The organism is Mucilaginibacter pineti, from assembly GCF_900101875.1.
In the GTDB taxonomy this organism is placed as follows: Bacteria; Bacteroidota; Bacteroidia; order Sphingobacteriales; family Sphingobacteriaceae; genus Mucilaginibacter; species Mucilaginibacter pineti.
In genome coordinates, this window is record NZ_FNAI01000019.1 from 1 (window position 1) to 19574 (window position 19574).

The following is a 19574-nucleotide window of genomic DNA, read 5'->3' on the forward strand; positions in this document are numbered from 1 at the left end:
ATAATGAAACACTCCAAAGCCTGATTGCCCAATTCCTGCTTGGTAGCGGTTACCGGGTCACGAGTTACCCGGCATTGACCAGCATCGAAGAATTAGCCGCGATACAAGCGGATCTATTCATCATTGATGAACGCCTGCCATCCGTTAGCGGACATATTATTTGTATCATGTTGCATACTCATCCAGGCACCCAATCTATCCCGCAGATATTGATATCGGGCAGTCCCATGCTGGACAGATATGCGGAGCTAGCTGAAGTTACGGCAAGCCTGCAAAAACCATTTGGGATGGCTGAATTATTAATTCTAGTGAAGGATATTTGCGGGTAATTGCTGGTCATGACGGCATAAACATCACTGCAGGTGCTGCAGGAATCGTACTTTCGCTAGAAGTCGATCACAAGATAACTGATACTAAGACGGCCTCTTCGTCTGGCCATTGATAAAAGTATCCAGATGTCCCTTTTTACCAAATAAATCAACTGAAAAGCTTATTGACGTTTCTTATTTAGCCTCTTTATAGTTGAGGTCTTTGAGATGATATTGACTTCCGATACATTTTCTCTAATGCCGCTGCTCGCTTTCGGTCATGAGCTGGTGGTGTAAAGATCGGCACCCATGAGTTCAACGAGGAACTGCTGGAGACCAGCTTTCGTCTTTTCTGGGATGCAATAAAAGCTTAAAACCTCGGCTCAGTCCAATGCCATTAAGTTAAGAGGAATGGATATTGATCAATTTCCTCTTAACCTATAGGCCCCAAAAAAATAATTTTATGAAAAATGGGAGCAAAGATCTATCTTCACCTAAATTATTAGTTATGAAACTACTGTCTGTTTTTTTATTTTTTATCGTGCTGTCCCCTGTTGCTTTTTGTGAATCGAAAATCGATTCTGTATTGCTAAAGAGCATCATGATGATGTTTAAAGAGGATCAAAAATGGCGAATTGAATCTCGCAACCTTATAAATGGCAAAAAATCCCTATATAATGAGGCAACTATCAACAAAAATACGGGAAGAGTGGATAGTTTAAATATGATTGAAGCTAAAAAAATAATTTCCAAACATGGCTTTCCAGGTTACGACTTAGTTGGTGAAGATGGCAGTAAGGGTTTTTGGGCAATCATACAGCACTGTGACGAGGATTTAGCATTTCAACAGAGAGCGTTAGTACTGATGAGCAAGCAAGTTAAACGACACAATGCATCAGGAGAGAATTATGCCTTTTTACAAGATCGAGTATTGATTGGTCAAGGACATAAGCAATTGTATGGGACACAAGTCAGTATAGATTTAAAAACACACTACGCAAAGCCACTACCAATTCAAGATTCACTTAACGTTGATTTACGTCGAAAGACAGTTGGGTTGTCCCCATTAAATGACTATCTGAAACTTTTTGACAGACGTTAAACTACTTTAAAGCCAACTCAAATAGCTCTTTTATAATTAGTTAGCGTCTCGTATTTACTTCTCGATTTGTAGGTTTTTCTGCAATGTGGATATTTTCGATTTGGCCTCACTGGTTCGAGATAATGAATAAATAATTCTTCCAGATGATGCACTATCTTTTCAGGATATCGATTCATAAACAAGTCTATCAGCCTGTTTTTCATTATTCCAAAGGCAATGTTCTTATTGATTTTATATTGATGTAGCCGTTTTGAAGTAATTAAGACTATCTTTTTTTCACATGGTTTTGCGATGATCGCCTGCAAATTGGACAGGAAGAAAGTAATATAAAAATCTTGCATGATCGTCGTAACGCGCTGTCCGCTGAACGCTTCCAATTGTAATTGATTTTTGATCGAGCTAAAATTAGTTTCAATGCCCCATCGCAAAAAATACAACTCTTTGAAGATTTCTTGTGGGTGTTCTGCTTTGTTAAACAGATTAGTTGCCAATACTTCTATTGTACCATCGTCAAGCACGACCTTAATTAACCGAACATTGATAGTTGAACCTGTCGGAACAAGTAATCCATGCTTGTATAACTCATCTGATGAGTACTTATTCGCTCTAAAAGCAACCACTGTGTCGTTATCAATACTAATAACAAAGTCTCTTATCTCGTAAGTAAACCTTAGCGGACAACGCATAATGAATGGTTGTGGCTGTTCTTTATTTTGGTGAAGGAAGAAACTGATAAAGCCAGGACAACCACGATCATAGATCAACAACATATTCGGTTCATAATATTGCACCCAATGTTGTGCCATTCTCTGTTCAGATATTTTCACAGGATACAGTTCTGTTCTTATGGTAATCTCATTTAATATATCATAAGCGGATAGTGCCTGCCCCATTGGGATTTTTTTCTCTCTTTTATTGCTTTGAGTGCCAAAGTGATTTATGACTTCCTCGTAATGAATCAAATTTATTATTGACCCATCTACGGCAATAACTCGCATTCCATTCCAACGCTTAATATCCTGTCCTAATGCTCATAGAAACCTTGTACCAAAACTTCATTGAGGCAAGCAAAGAATAAATCTTTGATTTTCATACGTTGCTGACAAAAAGCTGATTTGCTTACCATTAGTTCATCTATTTCCAACCAATTATAAAATTCAGCGATTTCAATACTGTAACTCTTACGGAAAATTAATTAATAAAAGAACCAATCGCTCAAACCCTAACTTTCTATTGCGGGAGAAATCCGTTTTTGAGTGTGTGAATAATTCCTTTAGTTCTATTTGAGTAGCAGACTGTGTAATAAAGTTCTTTAGGTCGTTAATGATTTTAATGTTTGCAGGCATATACAGCTATGATTTCCGTAAAATTAAAGAACCGGATATGATCCGGTTCTTGACTGTAAAGCCGTCAGGTCCTCAACTTAATGGCATTGTCGACTCAGTCCAGCTTCATCTGCTGGATCCGCACCGCGTTGAGAATGGCCAATAAGGCTACTCCCACATCGGCGATGACCGCCTCCCAGAGGTTAGTCACGCCGCCTGCGCCGAGTACCAAAACGATGACTTTGACGATCATCGCCAGGCTAATGTTCTGCCAGACGATCCGTTTGGTGAGCTGACCTACCCCAATAGCTGCCGTGATCTTAGCGGGCTGATCATTCTGGATCACGATATCAGCGGTCTCAATGGTGGCATCGCTGCCCAGGCCGCCCATAGCGATCCCTGCATCGGCCAGCGCCACAACCGGGGCATCATTCACCCCATCGCCCACAAAGGCGATACGCCTGCCTGCGTCCTTAAAAGCCTGAACCTTTTGCACCTTGCCATCGGGAAGCAGGTCGCCATAAGCTTCATCGATACCTAATGCCTTGGCCACCTGGTCGACCACCGCTTGCTTATCCCCGGACAGCATCACCGTGGCGATGTTCAGTCGATGCAGTTGTTCAATAGCCTGGCGGGCATCCTCCTTGATCTCATCCGCAATGGTCAGGTAACCGGCATATTTTTCGTTAACAGCGATCACGACGACTGTATCGACCAGTGTGTCTACCTGGGCAGGATATGGGATATTGAATTTCTTTAGCAGCCGGGTATTGCCTGCTAAGACACTTTTGCCATCAACCGAGCCTTTCAGACCGTGCCCGGAGATCTCTTCTACGTTTTCCGCTTTTAGTCCGCCCGGCGTGTCACCGGCATAGGCTACGATCGCTTTGGCGATCGGGTGTGTAGAATTCTTTTCGATCACCGCTGCCAGGCGCACCAGTTCTTCCTTGTCCAGTCCTTCCGCGACCACTTCCTGGACTTTGAATACCCCTTTGGTAAGCGTCCCGGTCTTATCCATGATTACCGTGTCGATACGGGTCATTACATCCAGGAAATTGGAACCCTTGAACAGGATACCATTGCGCGAAGCCAGGCCGATACCACCGAAATAACCTAAGGGTATAGATACCACCAGGGCGCAGGGGCAACTGATCACCAGGAACACCAGCGCCCGGTAAAACCACTGGTGAAAGTTATAGGCGTCTGTAAAGAAATAGGGCGCGAAGCATACCAGCAGCGCCAGTGCGAAAACGATGGGTGTATATACCCTGGCAAACCGGCTGATAAAAAGCTGGGTTTGTGATTTACGGGCGGTGGCGTCCTGCACCATTTCCAGGATCTTGCTGAGTTTACTGTCTTTAAAAAGGGACTTGACCTGGACCTCGGATACTTTATCCAGGTTGATCATGCCTGCTAAAACTGCTTCACCTGTCTTTTTGGTATCCGGCCGGCTTTCACCGGTCAGGGCAGCGGTGTTGAAGGTGGCCGACTCCGAATGAAGGATGCCATCGAGTGCGACTTTTTCACCCGCTTTAATCTGTATGATCTCGTCTAGCTGAACGGCTTTGGGATCGATGACCGAAGGCTGTCCGTCCCGGATCACGGTAACCTGGTCAGGCCGGATATCCAGCAGCGCTTTGATGCTGCGCTTGGCGCGGTCTACTGCCGCATCTTGGAACCACTCGCCAATGGAATAAAAGACCATCACCGCTACCCCTTCGCTGTAAGAACCGATGCTGAAAGCACCGACGGTCGCTACGCTCATCAAAAAGAATTCGTTGAAAAAGTCGAAGCGTTTGGCCTTACGCCAGGCCATGCCTAATACATTATAACCGGCCAGCAGGAAAGCAATGGTAAAAATGACCAGGTTAATCGGGAATGGGGGCTGATAACGGAACCCGAATTCGAGGATCAGCATGGCCAGCAGGATCAGCAACGCGGTGAGCAGCGGCCAATGGCTCAGCCAACTTTCCTGTTCAGGCTCTTTTGTCAGATCTAACGTTTCTTCTTCCTCTTCATTATCGGTAGCTGGTATTACTTTATCCGTATTCATCGTTCTTAATTAATATTTAATGATTAGTGCAGCTGCGTTGCTGTCCGTCAACGTTTGCATAAGCGCAAACGTTAAAGGTAGGGATAAAGGACGGTATCTACTGCGGCGCAGTAGTGACCCTGGTCACTAACACTGCTGATGCCGGTCATCGTTCGCCAGTTCTTTTTAGCCTACCTTTGTCAAATATCGGAACAGAAAATGAATAAATTGGAAAATAAAGTAGCTGTCGTTACCGGGGCCGCTTCCGGAATGGGGAGAGCTATCGCCCTGTTATATGCGCAGGAGGGTGCTAAAGTTGTGGTGTCGGATATTAATTTAGCCGGTGCCAGGCAGGTTGCCACCGAAATCCAGACAGCCGGCGGAACCGCCGTTGCAGTGCTGACCAACGTAGCGCTGGAAAGTGACATTCGGCTCCTGATCGACACGGCGATCGAGAAATTCGGTACGCTGGACATCCTGGTCAACAATGCGGGCATTATGGATGACTTCGTACCGGTGGGAGAGATCACGGACGAATTATGGGATCGGATCCTGGCGGTAAATATTACCGGCCCAATGCGGGCAATGCGAAAAGCACTACTGGTCTTTGTTGAAAAAGGTTCGGGTGTGATCATTAACGTAGCTTCTATCGGCGGCTTGCAGGGGTCAAGAGGCGGCGCCAGCTATACGGCCTCTAAGCATGCCCTGATCGGACTGACCAAAAGCGTGGGCTTCCAATACGCAAAAATGGGTATCCGTTGTAATGCGATAGCGCCGGGAGCGGTCAATACCAGTATCTCTGACACCATCAAAGCTCCCAGCGAACTGGGTATGGAAAGAGCAATGTCCGGCATCGGCCTTAACCCCAGGACCGGTGAAAGTGATGAGATCGCGACAGTTGCCTTATTTCTTGCCTCGACGGATGCCAGCTTCGTGAATGGAACAGTTATCGTTGCCGATGGCGGCTGGACGGCCTATTAGGCTTAAGTTATTATTAAGCGCCATAGGAGGCACTTCTAAGCTAAATTAGCTTATTGACCACCTTGTTCAACGTTAAGCCCTGGAAGACGATGGAGAAGACCACGATGAAAAAACTGCCGGCCAGTATAATTTCCCTGTAGGGTGAATCAGGTAGCGACAACGCTAAGGCTACCGATATGCCACCCCTTAATCCACCCCAGGTCAGGATAAAAATGCTGCTATATTGCAGCTTAAGCGACCGGCGTAAAAAAACGATAGGGAGGATGATGCTCAATCCTCTTGCGATTAATAAAATAACAATGGCAAGCCCTCCTACAAGCAAATAATTCCAGCTAAAGGACACCGAAACCATTTGCAATCCGATCAATACGAACAAGATCGTGTTAAGTAATTCATCCATGAGCCCCCACACTTTTTCCAGGTATTCCTTAGTGTCATGCTCCGGGTCTTTGCCGAAACAGCGGCTGCCGATCAACAATCCGGCAGCAACAACTGCTAAAGGAATGGATACGTGCAGCAATCCCGCTACAACGGAGATTCCCATCACCAGTGTGATCGATATCAATACGATCGTCTGAAAATCATCAACAGAGCGGATCATTCGGTAAGCCAGCCAGCCCATGACGCTTCCCAGTACGATTCCGCCAAAAACTTCCTGCGCGAATAATTGTGCAGCGACAGAAAGCGAAAACGTTTTCCCTGGAGTCTCCGTAAGTTCTAAGAACGTAACGAACAACACCAGTCCGATACCGTCGTTGAAGAGTGATTCCCCGGATATGATCGTTTCTAACCGTGCGGGCATCTTTGACTTTTTTAACAACGCTGCCACGGCCACGGCATCTGTGGGAGAAATTAACGCGCCAAACAACAAACAGTAGATTAAAGGAATGGGTAAATGAATCAGTCCAACTATGAAATATAAAAGACCGCCAAACAACAAGGTCGATAACAACACACCCACCGTGCTGATGATGAGCACGCCTCTTAAATTTTCTTTCAGTTTATTAAGGTCGAAGTGCAGGGCACTGGCAAATAGTAAAAAGCCAAGCAAAACATCTAACAGCGTTTTTGAAAAATCAATCGACCGGGAGAGATCAAGTATAAAACGGCTAAAGCCAGGCAACGCTTTACCCGCTACTAAGGTAAGTAAGGCTGTGACTATCGCCAGCACCATCACGCCGATAACGCCCGGAAGCTTGATCCAACGCGCATTAACGTAGCTGAACAAAGTGCTAATCGCGAACAAAAAAGTAATAATAACAAACAGGTTCATATACTTAACGGTGTTGATCCTAAAGGAATTGATAACGGTTAAATCATAAATTCCGTTAACGAGTGATTCATTTTAGCCAGCATCGCGATGCCCGCTTTAATTTCTATGCCGGTCACCTCAGCGGCTAAAGTTAAGTAGCAATCTGTGACCAATGGCGCCAGCTGTATTTTTAACTGCTGAGCTTTCGGTGTTAGTATGATCAGCTTATTGCGCCGGTCATTTTCGTCTTCCTTCCGGGTAACCAGGCCGGCCTTAACCATGTTGTCGATCAGATAAGTCATGCTGGATTTATCCTTAAATAACAGATCCGATAACTCCTGCTGGTTTAAACCAGCCTGGTTACCTAATAGTTTCAGGATCTCCAACACTTCAAAGCTAACACTGATACCGGCCTCTTTGAGTTTCAACTGGAACATTCGGCGCAGCTTGTACCGTAGTTCGAATATAGACTGGCAAAATTCGGCAATCAGCTCAGCTTTTGGATCAGGTTTCATCATTACAAATTTACTGGATAATCAATGAAAATTTAATGTGCGGCATCTGCCAGGCTTACTTTGGAACTGGATTTCTTAATAAACAACAATACCAGCGGAACAAATATTACGAACAGGATGCCGACCATCATGAAAACATCCATGTAGGAAAGCAGCGTAGCCTGCACCGTAACCGAACCGTCCAGCATTTGATAAGCGGTATTCCGTGACGTTAAGCTGTCCAGGCCATGCGTCCGCATCCCGGCAGCCAGTTGAGCAACCCGGTTTTGTACATTCAGATCATTGACATTCAGTTTGCTCACCATGTCCACCCGATGAATGCTCGTTTCCCTGGACAAAAAAGTGGAAATCAGCGCTACCCCAAATGAGCCGCCCAATTGGCGCATCATGCCAGTAAAAGCGGCGCCCTGACCGATCTCCTGTCCTTTAAGTGTAGACAAGGACATGGTACTTACCGGCACGGATAATAAGCCCATGCCCAGCCCCCTAACGATCAATGGCCAAAAGAAATCTCCCGCGCTGGTATCGGGCACGATGATCTTGTAACACATCATACAAAAAATATAAAAGATGAACATGCCCAGGGCGATCAGGTATTTTTGTTGAACACCTCTTTGTATGAGCATAGCCACTACCGGCATCATCACCGCTACGAACAAGGTACTGGGTAATTGCAGTACACCGGCCTGCTGGGCGGTCCAGCCCAAAAGTGACTGGGTAAATAGCGGGATCACGAAGGTGGATCCGAACGTGCCAAAACCCATAATGAAAGACAACATAACCCCCATCCGTAAGTTACCGTTTTTTAACACTCTCAGGTTAACCACCGGGAACCTGGTTTCCAGCTGGCGCCAGACAAATAAATACAAGCCCAGGAAAGCGGTAATGCATAAAGTGATGATCAATTTGCTATTGAACCAGTCATCTTCCTGCCCTTTTTCCAGCACATACTGTAAAGAGGAGATACCGACGGTCAGCAAAAATATTCCGGCCCAGTCGATCTCGCTGGCAGTTCTCTTTTGTTCATATTTCGGGCTTCTTACATATGACAAGGTTAATAACGTGGCAACGATACCCACCGGGATATTGATAAAGAAGATAAACGGCCAGGAAAAGTTATCTACGATGTAGCCGCCCAGCGGAGGGCCCAGGGTTGGCCCGACAATAATACCTAAAACATAGATGGCCTGGGCCATCGCACGTTTTTCTGGCGGCCAGCTCTCGGTGATGATCGTTTGCGAAGTGACCAGCAAGGCGCCGCCGCCCATTCCTTGTAAGAACCGAAAAATGATCAGCTCCGTAATCGAATGCGCATTGCCGCATAGGAAGGAACATATGGTAAAAATTATAATGGATGCCGCAAAATAATTCCGCCGGCCAAATTGCTGGGATAGCCAACTGGTTAAGGGTATAATGATCACGTTGGCCAAAGAATAGGCAGTGATCACCCAACTGATCTCGTTTAAAGTAGCGCCTAAGCTACCGCGCATATTGTTTAGCGCAACATTTACGATCGTAGTGTCTATGATCTCCAGTAACGCGCAAAATACTGCGGTAACGGTGATGATCACCAGCCGCGGTCCATGTTCAACTAACGATTCGCTCTGCTGTTGCATAAGATATTAAATATAATGCAAAGTTAGAATTCCAACAGTTTAAATTCAAACTATTTTTTCGTGTTTGAACTAATGTAGCTTTTGGGTGGTTCAGGCCAAAGCGATTCTTTTCGTTTCAAGCATACGGATCACAAGCCCTGCGAGCGTATATCCGATGCAGCGCTTTATTAAATTCTGACTGGAGGACGTTTGGTTGTTTTGATCCCCACAATAAGCTTCTGTTAACTTTTTATGCCGATCTTATCCCTCTTTAACATGGCAACGTAAACCAGAAAGTACTTCCTTGATTTAGTTTGCTTTCAGCCCATATTTTGCCCTGATGCCGCATGACGATCTCATAACATAAGTAAAGTCCTATGCCCAGCCCGGAAATTTGCGGGTTCTTGTCATCAACCCGGTAGAACCTCGAAAATATATCGTTTAGCTTATCCGGTGCTATTCCAACGCCATGATCCTTGACCCCGATTTTTATAAAATCACTTTCTCTGCTTAAGTAAACCTCAATTTTATGCTGGCCAGGCGCATATCTTATAGCATTGGTTAACAAATTGATCATGACTTGTTCTATTCGATGTGCATCCCCGTAAATAAGCTGCTCGTTTAAATCAGTATGCAAACTGATCTCATAGCCTTCATTCGAATGGGAAATTAGGTCGATCGCATCCTCTACTACTTCTCGAATAGCTAATGCCTCATTCGAGAATTGCAGTTTCCCAGCTTCAATTTTAGACACGTCCAGCAGATCGGCCACTAAAGCGCTTAACTTAGCCACCTGTTTTTTTGTCTTCTGAACGAACATTTTGTTTTTTTCATCAGTTACGCGTTGGGAAAGGATCTGCATGTAACCATGTATACTGGTTAAAGGTGTTTTAAGCTCGTGGCTTGCGAGTGCTATAAATTCATCCTTTTTAGCGTTAAGATCTTTCAACTGTTCATAGAGGTCAGCCTTTTCCTTTTGCGTAGCGTGGTCGCCGCTGATATCACGGGCAATTTTTGAAGCGCCGATAATATTCCCGTTATCATCTTCTATCGGGGAGACGGATAATGAGATGGGGATCAGTTCACCGATTTTTGTTCGTCTGAAAGTTTGAAAATGATCTACCTTATTGCCCTTTTTAATTTCACCGATTATAAAGCTTTCTTCCTGTATACGGTCAGGGGGAATAATGAGTGAAATATGTTTACCAACTGCTTCACCTTCATCGTAGCCGAAAATTTTGGTTGCGGATCTGTTCCAGCTGGTAATGATGCCATCCAAAGTTTTGCTGATGATCGCATCATCGGAAGTATTAACAATAGCGGCGAGTGTAGCTTTTCTTTCTACCGATCTTTTCTGTTCTGATATATCCCTGGCGATTTTGGAAGCACCGATGATATTGCCGCGGCTATCTATGATCGGTGAAACGGTGACAGAGATCGGTATAAGAATGCCGCTTTTGCTTTGTCGCACCGTTTCAAAATGGTCGACTTTTTTACCGCTTTTGATCTGACCGATAATGAAATTTTCTTCTTCTAACCGGTCATCAGGGATGATCAGGGAGATATGTTTTCCGATAGCTTCCTCCGCGGTGTAACCAAACATGTTTTCCGCAGCAGGATTCCAGCTGGTAATTATTCCTTCAAGGGACTTACTGACAATAGTGTCATCGGTAGATGCAATGATCGCAGATAGAATAGCCTGTTTTTCTTCTAATAGGTTAAAAGTGTCCATAGGTGATATTAAGCGAGGTTGTCAACGAAACTAAACTCCCAAATCTCTAAAATATTTTAACAACTAAAAAGATCCAATAGTTGAACACGGCTAAATTTCAATTTTTTCATCAATCAAATATGGTCTGCCTTTTGTTAAAGTCTTGATTTACTTGCTATGAAACAGAAAATATTAGTCTTGGATGATGATCAGGACATTTTAGAAATCATATCGTATATTTTATTGGATAAAGGGTATGAAGTGGAAACACTGAATACCGGTGAGGATGTTTTTAAAGTGATACAGCAATTTCACCCTGACCTGATATTAATGGATGTCATGTTAGGCAACATGGATGGCCGGGTTATTTGCCGTCATATAAAAAGTAGCTTGGAAACAGAGAATGTGCCTGTTATCCTGATATCGGCTTCACATAATTTATCACAATCCCTAAAGCAAGATGGCGCACCAAATGATTTTATAGCTAAGCCCTTCGATATTGATGATTTAATAAAAAAAGTGGAAGCAAATTTATAGGTATTACTTATAAGACAAATATTTTTTTTAGATGTTGAATTTAAAACACAAGTTACCTTAAGCCCTTATTATCTATCTATTTCCAATGAACCGATAGTTTTCAACTCCCTTTAGATGCAATATTAGACCATTAGCGCCTGATATCAGGCCGGTTGATTATAACTACTCGGCCATTCATCTCCTTTTCTACGCTCGAATTTGCCGTCAATTGCTCCTGATCACAGGTACTACCTTGCCTGCAAATAGCTCTACTCCTTTAATGACGTCAGTAAAATCCTGCCCGCCGATATCGATCTGCCCGACATAACGGGTAAGCCCCATGTTTTCCTTCAGATACAGCAGCTTATCAATAACCTGCTGCGGGCTCCCCGCGATCAGCGAACCGTACGGAGAAAGCATACTATGATAATGCGCTTTGGGCATGGCTTGCTTATACAAAGGCTCCAGGTAAGCAGAATAGTAGGGATAAAAATCGTTAACAGTCTCCTGGGATGTACCCGTAACATGCAAATGTGAAAAAACAGCTAAGCGCAGGTCTTGCCTTGCGTAGCCGCTTTGTTCCCAGGTTTGCTGGTAAAGATTTGCCGTTTGCGCATAGCCGGGAAGCGATCCGCCCAATACTGGAATCGCTACCGGGTATCCCATTGAAGCCGCCCGTGCCACACTGGCCGGGGAACCCGCGCCGATCCATACGGGCAGTTTTGGCTGTGCCGGCCTTGGCGCGATCTCGGCATGGTCAAGCGGCGCCCGGAACCTGCCCTGCCAGCTTACCTGCTCACTGGTATTGAGCTGCTCAAACAGTTTAAGCTTTTCCATAAAAAGGGCATCGTAATCTTTAGTGTCAAAGCCGAATAAGGAAAAGTTATCCGTAAAAGCACCTCTGCCGAATATCAGTTCGATCCGTCCCTCCGATACCAGGTCGGCGGTTGCAAATTCCTGGAAGGTACGTACCGGATCAGCTGTGCTGAGCAAGGTGGTCGCGCTGGTCAGCCTGATCCGTTTGGTAATAGCGGCCATGGCTGAAAGCGTGGTAGCTGTAGCCGAATTCACGAATTTAAGTCCGTGATGTTCGCCGACACCCAGGATATCCAAGCCTGCCTCATCTGCGATCACCGCCATTTCCAGCATCTGGCGCATCCGCTCAGTGGCAGAAACACTTTTCCCGGTTTTAGGATGGCGCACCAGGTCGCCAAAAGTATATAGACCCAGTTCCATATTATAACTGATACGCGTTTTTCAGGAATTCCTTTAAGGTTTCCGGCTTCCTGCCGATGAGTTGCTCCAGTTCGGTCCCCGGGAAATCGAATTCGCCCTGTGCAATAGCCTGGCAGAATGTGGCCGCGCCCATTATCGCTTCATCCGGTACGCCGACCTGTTTTAAGGTGCCGGTGAACGTTTCCACATCAGGCGCTGCATAATGTACCTGTTTGCCCGATAGTTCGGTAAGCAAGGCAGCGATATCGTAAAACGAATAAGCTTCAGCTACCGCGATCTCGTAGGTTTTATTTTCATGACCGGTACCGGTTAATACCGCTGCACCCGCAGCAGCCATATCTAAACGCGAAGTATAAGCGCACTTGCCTTCTCCTGCCGGCAGGAAGATCGTCCCGGTGTTCAGTACCTGGTCACCCATAAACATCGGTAAAACATCGGCATACAAGGCATGCTTTAAAATGGTATAAGTAAGGCCGGATGCTTTGATCAGTTTTTCAGCCAGTAAATGTGCCTGCGCCACAAAGGCGATAGGAGAAGAGCCGTCTTCTGTTTTGCGCTGGAAGCTGGTGTAAATCACGTGACCGACTTTCGCCGCTTTTGCCGCCTGAATAATATTTTCATGCTGCCTGCTGCGATGAGCCACATCGCTGCCTGATACAAAATAGAGTTTGTCGACGCCCTGAAATGCGGCGACGAGTGAATCATGATCATTGTAATCGCCCTGAACCAGTCGCACGCCTTTTGTATCCAGCTCATGGGCTTTCGACAGATCCCTGACCATAGCGGAGAGCTGTGCTGTTTGATCTCTGCTGATCAATTCATTGATCACGGCTTTTCCCAGATGCCCGGTGGCCCCGGTAATTAATATATTTCCCATAGCTTGATTCTTTATTTTTAATGTATTAGCCGGCGTCTCCCAGGTATAAGCCGATCGCCAGCACGATCGCACCGCCTACGATCACCTGGATGATCGTTTTGATCAGCGGCGTCTTCATGAACCTGTACCTGATATAGGCGATGGCCAGTAGTTCGAGCCCAACCACGATATAAGCCGTGTGAAGGGCAACGGTTAAATTGGGGATCAAAAAAGGAAAGGTATGGAGCATGCCCCCGATGGCTGTACCTGCCCCGGTTATCGAACCCCTGCTCCAGGGACTGCCTCTTCCCGTTACCGAACCGTCATCGGTCAATCCTTCCGCCAATCCCATACTGACGCCCGCGCCCAAAGAGGCAGCCAAACCGACAAAGAAGGCCGATAACGGTTTGCCGGTCAAGCCCGCAGCGGCGAAGATAGGCGCCATAGTAGACACGGAACCGTCCATCAGGCCAAGCAGAGCCGGTTGAACTTTTTGAATAACAAAACGGCTTTCCGCCTGCTGCTGCGCTTCCGTTATTGGTCGCATACTCAAATTTTGTGTTTACTGATTATTTAGCGGTCAAACCGCCATCCGTTGGCAGTGGTACGCCTGTAATTAAGGATGCGGCATCGGAACAAAGCCATAGAGCGGCATTGGCCACTTCCTGGGGTGTCCCAAAGCGCTTCATGGGTTGATTCGCACGATACTGATCTAAAAATTGGGCGAATTCGCCCTGCGTCAGTCCGGGCGTTTCAATTGCGCCGGGGCAGATGGCATTCACCCGGATCCCTTTTTCCGCGTACTCGATCGCCGCAGTTTTGGTCATACCCACCACCGCATGCTTCGAGGCGGAGTAAGCCACCATGTTGGGTGTCGCATCCAAACCCGCAGTAGAGGCCATATTAACGATCGATCCCTTGCCGCCTTGTTTTAAGAACTGCTGCAGCTCATACTTCATGCACAGAAATACGCCTTTCTGGTCTACCGCTACGGTATGATCATAAACTTTTTCATCATATTCATGAAGAGGTGCAGATACACCGCCAACGCCCGCATTATTAAAGGCACAATCCAGCCTTCCGTAGGTTTCCACTGCTTTGGCAACCATGGCCTGCACGCTGGCGCTGTCCGATACGTCCGTTTTGACAAATACTGCTTCACCACCCGCATCACTGATCAGCTGCAGCGTCTCTGCACCGCCTTTTTCACTGAAATCTGCTACGACTACTTTAGAGCCTGCGGCAGCGAACTGCACCGCAGCGGCCTGCCCGATGCCGGAACCGGCGCCAGTGATTATGACTACTTTTTCTTTTAAACTTTCCATCGTTTCTCCTTTAGAATAATTACAAGTGTGTTATGGTAACGATAATTTATATCTGCCTGTCGCCGCCTGTATAATCCAGCATCCAGTTCGGGTATTCGGCGGGTAATTTACTCGCGGCATCGAGTTGCTGTAATTCTTCCGGTGTAAATTTGAGGTCTATCGACTTCAGATTGTCCTCCAGCTGTTCCATCTTATTGGCGCCGATGATCACGGTTGTTACTGCTTGCTGATGCAACAGCCAGGCTAAGGCCAGCTGTGCTACCGTCGCACCTTTAGCCGCAGCCATGGGCTGCAAAAGATCAACTAGATCAAATGCCCGGTCCCGGTTCACCGGCGGAAAATCAAAGTTGGCACGCCGTCCGTTCTCTTTATTTTGTTCATCGCGGCTATATTTCCCGCTCAGCAAACCGCCTGCTAGTGGCGACCAAACCATCAGCCCGATCTTTTGATCGTTAAGCAATGGGATCAGTTCGCGTTCCAGGTCACGTCCGGCAATGGTATAATAGGCCTGGAGGGATACGAACCTGGAAACCTTGTTATAAAAGCTGTAATCCAATGATTTCATCAATTGCCAGGCTGCCAGGTTGCTGGCGCCGATATAGCGTACCTTACCACTTTTTACCAAATCGTCCAGTGCGCCGATCGTTTCTTCAAAGGGCGTAAGGGGATCATAACTGTGTATCTGGTAAAGGTCGATATAGTCCGTTTGGAGCCGTTTCAAACTGGCCTCGGCCTGCTGGAAGATATGTTTACGGGTCAGGCCGCTATCGTTAGGACCGTCGCCCATTTTACCTCTTACTTTGGTTGCCAATACGAGGTCATCTCTATTCAGACCAAGATTTCGGATCGACTGACCGGTTAGTTCTTCGCTCATCCCTTCCGAATAAACGTTGGCAGTATCGATAAAGTTAATGCCCCCGTCAATTGCCCGTTTCATCAGTGCATCGACAGGCTCCTGGCCCAGGTTGCCTATGGCGGCAAACCTTCCTTTGCCGCCGAAGGTCATCGTGCCCAGACAAAGTTCTGAGACTTTAAGCCCGGTATTTCCCAATAAATTATATTTCATTTCAGTAGATTTTAAAGCGATTGGCCTATGTTATTTAACCACCAGTTTGACATCCACATTGCCGCGTGTCGCATTAGAATACGGGCAACCATGATGCGCTTTATTGACCAGTTCTTCGGCTACGGCACGTTCCACGCCGGGTACTTCTACTTCCAGTGTGATCTCCAGGTTGTAACTGCCGTCTTCCTTTTTACCCAGGCTAACTTCTGCGGTAACCGAGGTCTGGCCCGCTTTGATCTTTTCAGCGCGGATAATGTTCAGCAGCGCGTTATCAAAACAGGCCGCATAACCGCCTGCAAATAAGATCTCCGGGTTCAGGTAATCGCCTTTAGGGCCGCCCAGCGATTCGGGGGTACGTACTTCGATATCCAATACGCCATTATCCGATTTGACATGTCCGTTTCGTCCGCCGGTAGCGGTGGCTTTCGCCGTATACATTATTTCCATTTCGTTGGTTATTATAATTTTGAATTGATATTCTTTACTATTACTTTTATACCCTAACCAGCATTTTGCCGGTGTTTTTACCGGAGAATAGCCCTATAAAAGCAGCCGGTAATTGCTCAAAACCTTCCAGTACCGTTTCCTGGTTTTTTATTATTCCTTTTTTGTACCAACCTGAAAGTTCCTCGATAGCATCCGGGAATCGTTCCTGGTAAGTCGGCACATGATAACCCTGCACAGTAATGCTGCGATTCAGTATGAACGGCAACAGATCCAGCGCATCTTTTCCATGACCGCCGTTATAGGTTGCTATCTGCCCGCAGATCACCGCACGGCCGAACATGTTTAATTGCTGGATGACCCTATCCGAGATTTCACCTCCTGTATTATCGAAATAAACATCAATGCCCTTTGGGCAGGCAGTTTTCAAGGCCTCGGGAATATTGTCTGTTTTGTAATTGATCACTTCATCATAGCCCAGTTCCGCTTTCAGCAACCGCACTTTATCGGCCGAGCCGGCTAGCCCGATCACGCGGCAGCCTTTTAACTTGGCAATCTGCCCGATAATAGTTCCTATAGCGCCCGCAGCGCCTGATATGACTACCGTTTCGCCGGCCTTGATCTTTCCGACGTGTAACAAACCAAAGTACCCGGTTAAACCGGGCACGCCCAGCAAGCCTAAATAGGCGCTGGCGGGAATCCCGCCGGTATCTATCTGCTGTAATTGCCGGGTATTGGAAATGACCCGCGTTGCCCAGGGCAAGTGCCCGGATACGATGGTGCCAACCGGCAGTGTTTCATCAGTACTCTCGGCTACCCGGGCCACAGCTGCCCCTGAAATAGCCTTTCCGATGGCAAAAGCTCCGGACGGTGATTCGTTCATGCGTCCGCGCATGTAGGGGTCTACCGAAAAGAACAACGGTTCTAAAACTACTTCTCCCGGCTGCAACGGGCGTAGCACTGTTTCTTCCAGCCTGAAATCACCTTCCTTCGGTACTCCTTCCGGGCGTTTCGCCAGGACGATCTGTCTTACTTCCATATCATTGATTAATTACTTGTTAAGCGATTTCCCGTAACAAATTATCCAGCATAGACCGGACAGATATATATTCTGCTTCTTTCAGCTTGAGCGTTTTGTTCAATTCTTCAGGAATACATTCCGCCTGATGCTGTAAGGATCCGCCTGTCTTTGTCAATTGTACGATCACGCTCCGTTCATCTGCAGGATCCCGCCGTCGGGTCAGCAATTCTTTTTTCTCCAGCCGCTTTAACAAGGGTGTGAGCGTGCCGCTATCTAAATATAAAAGGGTACCCAATTCTTTAACCGAAAGTTGCTGCTGCTCCCATAAGACCAGCATAACCAAATATTGGGGATAGGTCATATCGAGTTCCTCCAGCAAGGGACGATATAAACTGGTGATCTGCCGGGATAAGGCATACAATTTAAAGCAGAGCTGATCGCTGAGAACCGGCATTTTCATTTTGGCAAATTTAATTGTGCAAAACTAATCTAAATTATCGATTTAAAATACTTGGATTGTCATTATTAATGAAGCTGCGCCTTCTTTTTGTCGGCTTTTTTGAAATAGCCCTTGAACAGAAAATTGTGTTTCAAGGCTTCCATGTTCTGATTGAACCCGTCGGTCCCTTTCTGCAGGTTTTCTATCGTTTTGTTTAGGTTGCTGCCTGCCGCAGAATCCCGCAGCAAGACCTGTAAGGGGCCTTTTCCATAAGCGAGGTCCTGGTGTACGCCATCGACCACCTCGTTAAGCTGCTTGGTCAGCGCACTGGTCTGTTCGCTTGCGGACCTGATCTTCATGCCGGCCTGCCGTAAATTACCTGCAAAAGCAGTATCCGTCAGTAAAAGGCCAAGTGAGCCTTTTCCCTGTTTTATCCCGGTAACGAGGGTGTTCAGGCCGTAAGTAATATGGCTGGCATCCTCCGTTGCTTTATTAATATTTCGTAACGAAGCTTTTAAGTTTTCTCCCATTTCCTTATTATCGATAACTTCCATGAGTGTGCTGCTGTTGATACGTGTGATCGTGCCTTTTAAACCTTCAGATATCACCGCCAGATTGTTATTTGTTTTGGAAAGCGTTTGCAACATTTCCTCGGTACTAACGGTTTTCTGCGGACTCAGCAGATCTCCGTTCGCTACGTTAACGGCAGTACCTTTCACCTGGATGATATTGACCACTTTATTACCCATCAGGCCTTCGGTACCGATCGCTACTAACGCATTTTTATGGATATATGCTTTTACCTTACTGTTGATCGCTAAGGTAACCTCGATAGTCGTATCATTGATCAATGCAATATTTTTGACGGTACCGGCCTGGATGCCTGCGTAAAGCACATTGTTCCCCTCCATCAGCCCATTTAAATTGGAAAAACGCGCTTTCAATACAAAGTCGCCGCCGAAAAGGCTTTTGTTTTTACCGATCATAAAGAATGTTAATATCAGTACGAAAAGGCCGGCCATCACGAATATGCCGAGCTTGGTGTTATTTTCTCCCTGGTTTGCCATGTTGACTATTCGAAAAATTGTTTAATATTTTCATCTGCTGATTGTTCTAGTTCCTGGTAAGTCCCTTCCGCGTAGCATTTACCGTCCAGCAACAAGATCACCCGGTCAGCAGTCGTCTTGACGCAATTCATATCATGTGAAATAATGATCGAAGAGGTATGGTATTTTTCCTGCAGGCTGAGGATGAGCTTGTCAATCTCCCGGGCAGTAACGGGATCAAGACCGGTAGTAGGTTCATCATACAGGATGATCTCCGGCTTGAGGATCATGGTTCGTGCCAGGGCAATGCGTTTCTGCATGCCCCCGGATAACTCTGCCGGCATCAGGTCTGCCGTTTGCGCCAGGCCCACGTTTTCCAGCACCTCGGCTACCATATCATCGACCTGCTTTTGTGTAACATCTATCCAGTGTCTTCGTAAAGGGAACTCCAGATTTTCCCTGACCGTCATGGAATCATATAAAGCATTTCCCTGGAATAGGAAACCCATTTTGCTTCTTACACGATCGAGTTCCTCATGCGTTAATTTAGTGACATCGTCGGCACCCACGATGATTTTTCCTTTATCAGGCCTTAACAGGCCGATGATGCATTTGATCAGTACCGACTTGCCCGCGCCTGATTTTCCCAGTACGACCATATTCTCTTCCTTCTGCAGCGTCAGGTTAAAATCGTTCAGCACGATATTATTTCCAAATTGCTTATACAGGTGCTCGATCACGATTGCAGGTTCACCCATCGGAGTACCGGTCTTGCCGGTCGGAATTTTCATGGCTTGGTCCATT

The 19574-nt window shown here is 46.3% G+C and carries 20 protein-coding genes; 4 read left to right on the forward strand and 16 right to left on the reverse strand.

The genetic code is table 11. The annotated features are described in order from the left end of the window. Both BLS59_RS27380 and BLS59_RS27385 read left to right on the forward strand, forming a co-directional pair. Positions 1–329: response regulator transcription factor (locus BLS59_RS27380; RefSeq protein WP_143014263.1), on the forward strand; the 329-nt coding region annotated here is incomplete at its 5' end. A 487-nt stretch (positions 330–816) separates the two neighbouring features. Next, the gene (locus BLS59_RS27385) at positions 817–1410 is read left to right on the forward strand and encodes a DUF6624 domain-containing protein (RefSeq protein WP_143014264.1); all 594 of its coding nucleotides are present in this window, start codon (positions 817–819) and stop codon (positions 1408–1410) included. Between the two features lie 17 nt (positions 1411–1427). On the opposite strand, the gene BLS59_RS27390 is transcribed toward BLS59_RS27385, so the two are convergent. Together BLS59_RS27390 and BLS59_RS27395 are read right to left on the reverse strand one after the other, a co-directional pair. Then, complete coding sequence (locus tag BLS59_RS27390; protein WP_091155791.1) at positions 1428–2408, reverse strand: transposase; 981 nt, start codon at positions 2406–2408, stop codon at positions 1428–1430. Positions 2409–2850: 442 nt separating this feature from the next. Further along, complete coding sequence (locus BLS59_RS27395; protein WP_091155793.1) at positions 2851–4788, reverse strand: heavy metal translocating P-type ATPase; 1938 nt, start codon at positions 4786–4788, stop codon at positions 2851–2853. 138 nt (positions 4789–4926) lie between these two features. On the opposite strand from BLS59_RS27395, the gene BLS59_RS27400 reads away from it, so the two are divergent. Next, the gene (locus tag BLS59_RS27400; protein ID WP_240315358.1) at positions 4927–5748 is read left to right on the forward strand and encodes an SDR family oxidoreductase; all 822 of its coding nucleotides are present in this window, start codon (positions 4927–4929) and stop codon (positions 5746–5748) included. A gap of 40 nt (positions 5749–5788) precedes the next feature. On the opposite strand, the gene BLS59_RS27405 is transcribed toward BLS59_RS27400, so the two are convergent. From BLS59_RS27405 to BLS59_RS27420, 4 genes are all read right to left on the reverse strand, one after another. Next, positions 5789–7021 carry a cation:proton antiporter gene (locus tag BLS59_RS27405; RefSeq protein ID WP_091155798.1) on the reverse strand — a complete coding sequence of 411 codons (1233 nt, stop codon included), beginning with the start codon at positions 7019–7021 and terminating at the stop codon, positions 5789–5791. Between the two features lie 38 nt (positions 7022–7059). After that, positions 7060–7515 (reverse strand): MarR family winged helix-turn-helix transcriptional regulator, encoded by a 456-nt coding sequence (locus BLS59_RS27410; protein WP_162842791.1) that lies wholly within the window; start codon positions 7513–7515, stop codon positions 7060–7062. A 32-nt stretch (positions 7516–7547) separates the two neighbouring features. Then, a complete protein-coding gene (locus tag BLS59_RS27415; protein WP_091155801.1) occupies positions 7548–9131 on the reverse strand; it encodes a DHA2 family efflux MFS transporter permease subunit in 1584 nt (527 codons plus the stop codon). A gap of 250 nt (positions 9132–9381) precedes the next feature. Next, the gene (locus BLS59_RS27420; protein ID WP_091155803.1) at positions 9382–10842 is read right to left on the reverse strand and encodes a sensor histidine kinase; all 1461 of its coding nucleotides are present in this window, start codon (positions 10840–10842) and stop codon (positions 9382–9384) included. Positions 10843–10998: 156 nt separating this feature from the next. On the opposite strand from BLS59_RS27420, the gene BLS59_RS27425 reads away from it, so the two are divergent. Then, positions 10999–11358 (forward strand): response regulator, encoded by a 360-nt coding sequence (locus tag BLS59_RS27425; RefSeq protein ID WP_091155805.1) that lies wholly within the window; start codon positions 10999–11001, stop codon positions 11356–11358. Positions 11359–11562: 204 nt separating this feature from the next. Here BLS59_RS27425 and BLS59_RS27430 read toward each other — a convergent pair whose 3' ends face one another. The 10 genes from BLS59_RS27430 to BLS59_RS27475 form a co-directional block, all read right to left on the reverse strand. Beyond that, positions 11563–12573, reverse strand: a complete 1011-nt coding sequence (locus BLS59_RS27430) for an LLM class flavin-dependent oxidoreductase (RefSeq protein ID WP_091155807.1) — start codon at positions 12571–12573, stop codon at positions 11563–11565. 1 nt (position 12574) lies between these two features. After that, positions 12575–13450 (reverse strand): SDR family oxidoreductase, encoded by an 876-nt coding sequence (locus tag BLS59_RS27435; RefSeq protein WP_091155809.1) that lies wholly within the window; start codon positions 13448–13450, stop codon positions 12575–12577. A gap of 25 nt (positions 13451–13475) precedes the next feature. Then, positions 13476–13781 (reverse strand): VIT1/CCC1 transporter family protein, encoded by a 306-nt coding sequence (locus tag BLS59_RS32105; protein WP_205411368.1) that lies wholly within the window; start codon positions 13779–13781, stop codon positions 13476–13478. Positions 13782–13998: 217 nt separating this feature from the next. Then, a complete protein-coding gene (locus BLS59_RS27445) occupies positions 13999–14754 on the reverse strand; it encodes a glucose 1-dehydrogenase (RefSeq protein ID WP_091155813.1) in 756 nt (251 codons plus the stop codon). 46 nt (positions 14755–14800) lie between these two features. After that, positions 14801–15820: an aldo/keto reductase gene (locus tag BLS59_RS27450; RefSeq protein WP_091155816.1), complete on the reverse strand. Its 1020-nt coding sequence runs from the start codon at positions 15818–15820 to the stop codon at positions 14801–14803. A 30-nt stretch (positions 15821–15850) separates the two neighbouring features. Next, positions 15851–16267, reverse strand: a complete 417-nt coding sequence (locus tag BLS59_RS27455) for an organic hydroperoxide resistance protein (protein ID WP_091155818.1) — start codon at positions 16265–16267, stop codon at positions 15851–15853. A 46-nt stretch (positions 16268–16313) separates the two neighbouring features. Next, a complete protein-coding gene (locus tag BLS59_RS27460; RefSeq protein WP_091155819.1) occupies positions 16314–17303 on the reverse strand; it encodes an NADP-dependent oxidoreductase in 990 nt (329 codons plus the stop codon). 19 nt (positions 17304–17322) lie between these two features. After that, positions 17323–17745 (reverse strand): MarR family winged helix-turn-helix transcriptional regulator, encoded by a 423-nt coding sequence (locus BLS59_RS27465; RefSeq protein WP_091155821.1) that lies wholly within the window; start codon positions 17743–17745, stop codon positions 17323–17325. A 65-nt stretch (positions 17746–17810) separates the two neighbouring features. Then, positions 17811–18791 carry an MlaD family protein gene (locus BLS59_RS27470; RefSeq protein WP_091155822.1) on the reverse strand — a complete coding sequence of 327 codons (981 nt, stop codon included), beginning with the start codon at positions 18789–18791 and terminating at the stop codon, positions 17811–17813. 5 nt (positions 18792–18796) lie between these two features. Next, the gene (locus BLS59_RS27475; RefSeq protein WP_091155824.1) at positions 18797–19573 is read right to left on the reverse strand and encodes an ABC transporter ATP-binding protein; all 777 of its coding nucleotides are present in this window, start codon (positions 19571–19573) and stop codon (positions 18797–18799) included. Position 19574: the final 1 nt, after the last annotated feature.